The organism is Oceaniglobus indicus, from assembly GCF_002751875.1.
GTDB lineage: Bacteria > Pseudomonadota > Alphaproteobacteria > Rhodobacterales > Rhodobacteraceae > Oceaniglobus > Oceaniglobus indicus.
In genome coordinates, this window is record NZ_NMZM01000008.1 from 192,058 (window position 1) to 199,791 (window position 7,734).

General features: G+C 62.5%; 6 protein-coding genes and 2 pseudogenes. 6 read left to right on the forward strand and 2 right to left on the reverse strand.

Features of this window, described 5'->3' with window-relative positions:
* Positions 1-73: 73 nt before the first annotated feature.
* Entirely contained in the window at positions 74-1,186 is a 1,113-nt protein-coding gene (locus CFP68_RS13825; RefSeq protein WP_099827542.1) for a zinc-binding dehydrogenase, read from the forward strand.
* Positions 1,187-1,262: 76 nt separating this feature from the next.
* Here the strand turns inward: CFP68_RS13825 and CFP68_RS13830 are convergent, their stop codons facing one another.
* Together CFP68_RS13830 and CFP68_RS13835 are read right to left on the reverse strand one after the other, a co-directional pair.
* Positions 1,263-2,015: an alpha/beta hydrolase gene (locus CFP68_RS13830; protein ID WP_099827520.1), complete on the reverse strand. Its 753-nt coding sequence runs from the start codon at positions 2,013-2,015 to the stop codon at positions 1,263-1,265.
* Positions 2,016-2,130: 115 nt separating this feature from the next.
* Positions 2,131-3,009, reverse strand: a complete 879-nt coding sequence (locus tag CFP68_RS13835; protein ID WP_099827521.1) for a LysR family transcriptional regulator — start codon at positions 3,007-3,009, stop codon at positions 2,131-2,133.
* A gap of 139 nt (positions 3,010-3,148) precedes the next feature.
* On the opposite strand from CFP68_RS13835, the gene CFP68_RS13840 reads away from it, so the two are divergent.
* The 5 genes and pseudogenes from CFP68_RS13840 to CFP68_RS13860 form a co-directional block, all read left to right on the forward strand.
* Positions 3,149-3,661 carry a TRAP transporter small permease subunit gene (locus CFP68_RS13840; protein WP_099827522.1) on the forward strand — a complete coding sequence of 171 codons (513 nt, stop codon included), beginning with the start codon at positions 3,149-3,151 and terminating at the stop codon, positions 3,659-3,661.
* Positions 3,658-4,968: a TRAP transporter large permease gene (locus tag CFP68_RS13845; RefSeq protein ID WP_099827523.1), complete on the forward strand. Its 1,311-nt coding sequence runs from the start codon at positions 3,658-3,660 to the stop codon at positions 4,966-4,968. Before CFP68_RS13840 ends, CFP68_RS13845 begins: the two co-directional genes overlap by 4 nt.
* Positions 4,969-5,004: 36 nt before the next feature.
* On the forward strand, positions 5,005-6,129 hold the full coding sequence (locus CFP68_RS13850) for a C4-dicarboxylate TRAP transporter substrate-binding protein (protein WP_099827524.1): 1,125 nt from the start codon (positions 5,005-5,007) through the stop codon (positions 6,127-6,129).
* Between the two features lie 302 nt (positions 6,130-6,431).
* Positions 6,432-7,156, forward strand: a pseudogene (locus CFP68_RS13855) (IS5 family transposase).
* Positions 7,157-7,175: 19 nt separating this feature from the next.
* Positions 7,176-7,409: pseudogene (locus tag CFP68_RS13860) on the forward strand (IS66 family transposase zinc-finger binding domain-containing protein); the annotation flags it as partial.
* Positions 7,410-7,734: the final 325 nt, after the last annotated feature.

Consider the following 7,734-nt stretch of genomic DNA (forward strand, 5'->3'; position numbering starts at 1 on the left):
CGGGGTGGGATTGCGGCGCGCGACGGCCTACCTGCTGGTGCAACTGAACCGAGAAATAAAAGGAAATCCGGATATGGCCACCACCGGCAAACAATTGTTCACCACGCTCGAGGCCGACGGCACGCTGACCGTCGCGCTTGAAGAGGTGTCCTTTCCCGACCCCACCGGCAATCAGGTCCTGGTGAAGATGGAGGCGGCGCCGATCAACCCGTCCGACCTTGCCATCCTGGTGGGCGGGGCCGACATCGAGAACGCGCAATACACGCCGGGCAAGTTCGTGGCGAAGCTGCCCAAGCCCGCGAACGCCGCCGCGACCGCCCGGCACGGTCTGAAGCTGCCCGCGGGCAACGAGGGGGCGGGCACCGTGATCGCCGCCGGCGACGGCGAGGCCGCCCAAGCCCTGATGGGGCAACGCGTGTCCTGCGTGCCGGGCAACGCCTATAGCCAATACTGCCTTGCGGATGCGCCCATGTGCCTGCCGCTGGGGGATCATTCCGCCGAAGAAGGCGCCAGCGCCTTCGTCAACCCGATGACCGCGCTGGGCTTTGTCGAAAATGCCAAGGCCGACGGGCAGGGCGCGATCCTTCATACCGTCGGCGCGTCGAACCTCGGCCAGATGTTGATACGCATCTGCCAGGAGGATGGGATCGATCTGGTCAACATCGTGCGCAAGCGCGATCAGGTCGATCTGCTGAAGGGGCTCGGCGCGACCCACGTCGTCAATTCGTCGGACGATGATTTCATGGAGCAACTGACCGCCGCCATAGGCGAGACGGGTGCATTTTATGGCTTTGATCCGGTTGGCGGTGGCACGCTGGTCGATACGGCCTTTCGCGCGATGGAGCGGGTTGCCGCCGAGCGGATGAGTGAATATTCGCGCTATGGCTCGAACCAGATGAAGCGCATGTTCATCTATGGTCGCCTCGACACCAGCCCCACGGTGCTGACGCCCAGCTATGGATTCGGCTGGACGCTGTCGGGCTGGCTGCTGTTCCCGTTCCTCCAGTCCGTCGGACAGGACACCATGGGCCGCATGCGCCAACGGGTGCGCGACAACCTGACCACCACCTTCGCCAGCCACTACAAGACGCGCGTCACCCTGGACGAGATGCTGACCAAGGACGCGGTGATGGATTACAGCGCGATGCGGACGGGCGAGAAATACCTCGTGACGCCCTGGGGCTGACGTTCGAACCGGCGCCGCCCGATGCGACGGCGCCGGTTGCCGCGGCGATCTGACGGCAGCACACGGGCGCGACGCGTTATGCCGGAAAGCGGCCGGTGATGAAGGCGGCGCAGCGGGTCACGATCCGGTCGCGATCATGGTCCAGCGTCGCGACGTGAAAGGACCGGTCCAGCCATTGCAGCGACACGTCCGACGATCCGACATCGCGCACGATGCGGCTTCCGTTTTCGGGGGCGACGACGTGATCCTCGCGGGACTGGAACACAAGGATCGGCTGTTTCAGAGCGGGCAGCAGGATGCCCGTCGCGCAGGTCAGGATGAACCTTTCCCGCATCGTGGAAACGGGAATCCTGTCATAGCATATCTCGCGTCGGGCAGGGTGGCTGATGTCTGATCCGATCCCCGGCTGAAATGCGTCGGCCGCCGTGGCGAACAGGCCTGTCACCTGATCGGGCCGGTAGATCCCGGTCGAGCCGTTGATGCTGACCACCCCATCGACCCGGTCCGGAAAGCGGGCGGCAAGGTTGAGGGAAATCGTTCCGCCAAGCGACAGGCCCGCCACGACAACCCGGTCGCAATCGCCGCGCAAGCGATCGAGTGCCGCGTCTGCCGAGGCCAGCCAGTCGCGATATCCCGTCCGACCCAGCGCTTCGGGGCTTTCGCCGTGGCCGGCCAACAGCGGCACGCCGAGCGTGACCCCGGTCGCCGCCTGGATTGCGCGGCCGACGTGGGCGACGCTCTGGGGGGTGCTGGTGAAACCGTGCAGCAGCAGCACGCCGGTGCGTGATCCGTTCAGATAGAAGGGGGTCGGGTCGGTATCATGGTCCATCACGGGCTCACACGGGTCAGTCACATCGGCGCCCCCATAAGACGCAAGGTCGCAGCGACGCTCAAATAAGGTTGTGTGATCGGGTGATCGCGGAATTGGATCACCCCGGTGGAAGCTATTGCGGAAAGCTCTCGCGGAACGCCTGCAGCAGCCGTGTATCGACGGTCCTGCTCCATGCCATCGCGATGGTCAGTTGTGGTGTCCAGCCTGGCACCGGGAGAATCTGAAGCGCGGCGGGCAGGCTGTCTGCCGCGCTGATCGGATAGAAGGTCAGCCCGCGCCCGTCGGCGACCCGCTGAAAGATGACCTGGACGTCCCACGCCTCGTCCACGATCGACGGGCTCAGGCGCGGTGCGTCGAACGCCGCGTCGAGAAGCGCGCGGAACGATCGCCAGTTTTCGCGCACCCCCATCACGAAGTCGCTGGTGCGCAGCATGTCCAGCGACACCGCGTCGACCGTGCGCGGAACGACGACGCCGATGGTCGTTGACCAGATCGGCTTTTGCGCCACCTCGGGATCGTGCACGCTGTCATGGGACAGCAGGAAACCTATGTCGATCTCGCCCGTCTTCAGGTTGCGCATCATGGTGTCGGTGGACATGACATGCATCTCGACCTGGCAGCCGGGGTGGCGTTCCTGAAAGCGGTCCAACCCGCCCGAGATCTGCGCAGACGTGGCAAGGGCCGAATACCCGACGATGATGTGCCCCCTCGCGCCCAACTCGTTCTGGCGCGACGCGCGGATCGTCCGCTCGAACGTGGCCAATGTCTGGCGCGCGTCATCGAGGAAGATGCGGCCCGGTTCGGTGATCTCGAACGTGCCGGCACTGCGCAGGAAGATCGCGAACCCAAGGTCGTTCTCGGTATCCTGCACGGTCTTGCTGACCGCCGGCTGTGCGATGTTCAACGCTTCGGCTGCCGCGCGAAACCCGCCCGCGTCCGCGACTGCAACGGTATAGCGCAGGTGACGGATGCCAATACGCGTCGGGCCCATGGCGTTCTCCTTGTCGACTGGCCGACTGATAACGAAGCGCGATCACCCGATCAAGCTTTGCGATTTGCGATGGGCTGATCCGTGCGGAATGCTGTGAAAAGCGCAGCGGATCGCGAGAGGTTTTGCGCAGGGAGGACGTATGGATCGCGCATTTCGCAAACTGACCCAAGGGCTGATGCTTGTCGGAGGTCTGGGCATCATCCTGATGATGCTGAACATAACGCTGGACGTCGTTCTCAAGATATTCTGGAATGCCCCGATCCAGGGCACGGTCGAAATCTCGTCCTATTACTACATGGTCGCGATCGTCATGTTACCGATGGCTTTGGTGGAATACGATGACGAGCAGATCAGCGTTGACCTGCTGTTCAACCACTTTCCCGACTGGCTGAAACGGGCCAGCCTGATGCTGACGTTCATCGCCACGGCGGGAATGCTGGCGATCATGACCTGGCGCACCGGGCTAGATGCCGTGCGTGCCTTCAAGGTCGGCGAGGTGGTCATGGGCAGCCGCGAGATCATCGTCTGGCCCGCCCGCTGCATGTTGCCGCTGGGCTTTGGACTGGCGGCCGTCGCGGCGGTCTTGCGAGCGATCATGCTGTTGCGCGGCCGGCCCGTCACGAAACTGCACGATATGGACTCTGCGGCATGAGCATGCTGGCCATCGGTTGGATCGGGGTCGGCGGTCTTTTCGCCCTGCTTGCCCTGCGCATGTCCATCGGCATTGCCCTGATGATCGTGTCGTTCGTCGGCATCTCGGTCATGCTGAACACGACCGCCGCCTTCGGCATCGTCAGCGCGCTGCCGTTCAGTTTCATCGGTGACTGGTCGCTGACCGCGATCCCGATGTTCCTGCTGATGGGGTTCATCGCGGCCAACACCGGGCTGACGACCGGCGCGTTCGATTTGCTGAAGCTGCTGCTGGCGCGTGTTCCGGGCGGGCTTGCCTCGGCCAGCGTGGGGGCCTGCGGGCTGTTCGCGGCGGCGTCCGGCTCCAGCATCGCGACGACCGCCGCCATGTCGCGCATTGCCGTGCCCGAAATGCTGCGGGCGAAATATCATCCGTCCCTTGCGACGGGCGTGGTCGCGGCCTCGGGTACGCTGGGGTCGCTGATCCCGCCGTCGATCCTGATGGTGCTTTACGGCATCTTCACCGAGCAATCGATCGGCCAGTTGTTCATCGCCGGCATCATTCCGGGCGTGATCTCTGCCCTGATCTACATGGGCATGATCACGATCCGCTGCGCCCTGAACCCCGGCCTGGCGCCCCGCAGCACGGAAACCTTCGACGCCGCGCGATTTTTTGGCCTGCTGTGGTCGGTCTGGCCGTTTCCCGTGCTGATCATGGGCGTTCTGGGCGGTATCTTCGGCGGCTTCTTCACCCCGACCGAGGCCGGTGGGGTCGGCGCAAGCCTCGCGATCCTGATCGCGCTCGCCCGCCGCAGCCTGACGTGGGAGGCGGTACGCATCGCCATCCGGCAGACCGTTGTGGCGACGTCCTCGATCTTCTTCCTGTCGATCGGCGCAATCATGTTCACCCGGTTCATGGGGCTGTCGGGGGTGCCGCGATCCCTCACGGATGCGATGCTGTCGGTGTCGGACAACCAGATCGTCATCATCCTGATGGTCGCGGGGCTGTTCGTCATCCTGGGCATGGTCATCGACTCGATCGGTCTGATGCTGCTGACGCTGCCGGTATTGCTGCCCGTTCTGGAAGGGGCGGACGTGAACCTGATCTGGTTCGGCATCATCACGATCAAGCTGCTGGAAATCGGGTTGGTCACACCGCCGGTCGGCCTGAACCTCTACGTTCTGCACAGCGCGCTGTCGGGCAAGGTCAAGCTGCGCGACATCATTTCCGGAACAACCTGGTTCATCGCCATGGACCTGCTGACCCTGATCCTGCTGATCGCATTTCCCGCGCTCAGTCTTTTTCTGCCGTCCCTGATGGCGGGCTGACACCAAACCACTGCATGTTCCAAAGGGAGGAAACCTGTGAACACGAAGTCGATACTGAAATCCACCGCCGTCGCGCTTGCGGCACTGACAACCACGGCCACGGCTGACAGCTATAACGCCAACCATTTCTTCGCCGAGCGCCACTCGATGGTCCGCGGACCATATGTCGAATTCGCGAAAAAGGTCGCCGAGGAGACGAACGGCGAAATCGAATTCACCGTCTTCTCTGCCGGCTCGCTTTTGCCGCCGGCCTCGTCGCTTCAGGGGGTCCGCGACGGCGTGGCCCAGGTCACCTATCATGCGGGCACCTACACACCGTCCGAATTGCCCATCGACAACCTGATCGGCAACATGGCGTTCTACAACACCGATCCGCTGGTCATGGCGTTCGCATCGACCGAATTCGGGCTGACCAACCCCGCACAGTTGGACGAATGGAAAGCGAACGGCGTGGTTTACGGCGGCGGCTATTCGACATCGCGCTATTTCATGCAGTGCAACACACCGATCCGCACGCTGGAAGACATCAAGGGCAAGCGGTTGCGCATGGCCGGGGGCGCATGGTCGCGCTTCGCCGAATACGTTGGTGCCGTGCCGGTCTCAATCCCGTCGAGCGAGATGTATACGGGGCTGGATGCGGGATCCCTTGATTGTGCGGTGGCGGCGGCCGACGCGCTGGACAGCTTCAGCCTGAAGGACGTCGTGACCGACATGAACACCCTTGCGATCGGCAACTACTATGCCGGGTTCGAATGGGGGTACAATGTGCCGTTCTGGCAATCGATCTCGCCCGAAAACCGCCGCGTGCTGTTCAACCAGATGGCCTATTACCTGGGCGAGCACCGCATCGAATTCGACAAGGACGTCGAAAAGGCCGTCCAATCCGCGAAAGATGATGGCATGACGGTGGTCGATCCGGACGAGACGCTGAAGAACGCCCTGGCCGAATTCGTGGTGGCTGACGAAGCGACCCTGATTTCAACGGCAAAGGAGCGGGGAATCGAAAACCCGGAAGAGATCCTGACCTCGTTCAAGGCACTTGTCGACAAATGGGACGGGCTTCTGGCCGAGGTCGACACCAAGGATGTCGAGGCACTCGCCGAACTGGCCCGCACCGAAATCTACGACAAGATCGATGAGACCACATACGGTGTCTATTGATCCGCTTTGAGCGTGATCACAAACGGTGGAGGCGGCTTTCGGGCCGCCTTCGTCTTCTCTCCCCAGTCCATCAGCCTTTCTCGCGATTGGAATCGATTGGATGGGTATCTGATCCTGCCGACCGAGAAGGTAGGAAGGCGCAGTTGCGCAAACTCTGTTTGCCGCGCGCCTGCCGCGGGCTTTTTCCGGTAGCGAGATCCAGCCTAGCCTCAGGACCCATTGATTTTTCACAGACGGCATGATTCACGGTTCGAAAAGCGAGCGGTGAACATGTCTGATCTTTTCTGCTGACGGATGCGCAGATGGCGCGTCTTGAGCCCTTCTCTCCGAAGTCCCACGGCAAACCCTGGGTCGATGATCGGCGTGTGTTGAGCGGAATTATCTTCATCAATCGCACTGGCTTCCGATGGCGCGACGCACCTGCAGCCTATGACCCGCACAAGACGCTCTACAATCGCTCGACGCGGTGGCGTGATAAGAGCGTCTTCGCCGGGATGATGGCGGGTTTGGCTGCCGAGCACGGCGAACAAAAGACCGTCATGATCGACGCGACCTATCTCAAGGCCCACCGCACAGCGACCGGCATGGGCGTCAAAAAGGGGGGTGCGGTCGCCTGATTGGACGGACCAAGGGCGGCATGAACACAAAGCTGCATGGCATCTGCGACAGCCGGGGACGCCCACTGAACCTGTTCGTGACTGCCGGACAGGTGAGTGATTACATCGGGGCACGAGCCTTGCTCAGCAGCCTGCCGAACGTCGATTGGCTGCTCGGGGATCGCGGCCATGACGCCGATTGGTTCAGGGAAGCGTTGCAAGACAAAGGGATACGCGCCTGCATCCCGGGCCGAAGACAACGCAAGAAGCCCGTCAAATACGACAAGCGCCGATAAAAACGCCGCAACCGCATCGAAATCATGTTCGGCAGGCTCAAGGACCGGAGGCGGGTCGCGACCCGTTACGACAGGTGCCCAAGAGCCTTCCTGTCAGCCGTCGCTCTTGCCGTCATCGTCATCTACTGGCTTTGAAACTTAATGAGTCCAGGCCCTGCCGCGCATCGAACAGGTGATCGAACCGGACAGTATTAAATGTCCGTGCGGCTGCGGGGCGATGCACCGGATCGGCGAGGATCGCAGCGAACGGCTCGACATCGTTCCGGCGCAACTGCGCGTCATCGTGACCGTGCGCCCGAAATACGCCTGCCGCGCTTGTACCGATGGGGTCACTCAGGCGCCGACGCCGCCCTGGCTGATCGAGCGCGGGTTGCCGACCGAAGCCACCGAACGCGGGCGCACCTTCAACAACGTGGGGCGCACCCGGCTCTTGTCGGCGTTGACCTCGGCCATTCATACCGGCGACATGACCATCGGCAACTTTGCGGCCCGCGATCTACTGCGCCAAGAGCTTGAGAGTTTCGAGGCCGATGTGGGATCGACCGGGCGCGTGCGGATCGAAGGATTAAGCTACCCCCCGAAATTCGGACACTGACATAAGCTACGATATGCAGTCTGCTGATCTTCAACACCAAGGAGATTACAGATGTCTAAACGCAAGCAGCATGCGCCGGAGTTCAAGGCGAAGGTCGCGCTGGAGGCCTTAAAGGGCG